General features: G+C 56.1%; 1 protein-coding gene. It reads right to left on the bottom strand.

Translation table 11 applies throughout. The features are described 5' to 3' along the window. Positions 1–12: 12 nt before the first annotated feature. A partial coding sequence (locus SB752_RS33440; RefSeq protein WP_410719666.1) for a hypothetical protein occupies positions 13–228 on the bottom strand: 216 nt, incomplete at its 5' end.

Here is a 228-nt window from a genome sequence, read left to right as displayed (position 1 = left end):
ATCACGTCGTTATCAGCAATCGCTCTCGCGGTTATAGGCTTGTGCCTCATGATCCGCGTGAAGATCCAAGGTCGCCCAGGCGAAAGATGGGTTTGGTACACCTGGCCTGCTGCTGATTGTTGGTGGGGCCGTTCGTGTTGCGCCACGCGTGGCTGCGCCTTGGGTGATGCACGCAAAACCAAACAGGAAAAGATTTTCATGCCCTCGACACTCAGCGCCAAACGCATC

The sequence above is a fragment of the Brevibacillus sp. SIMBA_040 genome, assembly GCF_046535075.1.
GTDB lineage: Bacteria > Bacillota > Bacilli > Brevibacillales > Brevibacillaceae > Brevibacillus.
The sequence above is the reverse complement of the archived record's forward strand: the minus strand, read 5'-3'. Positions and strand labels throughout refer to the sequence as shown.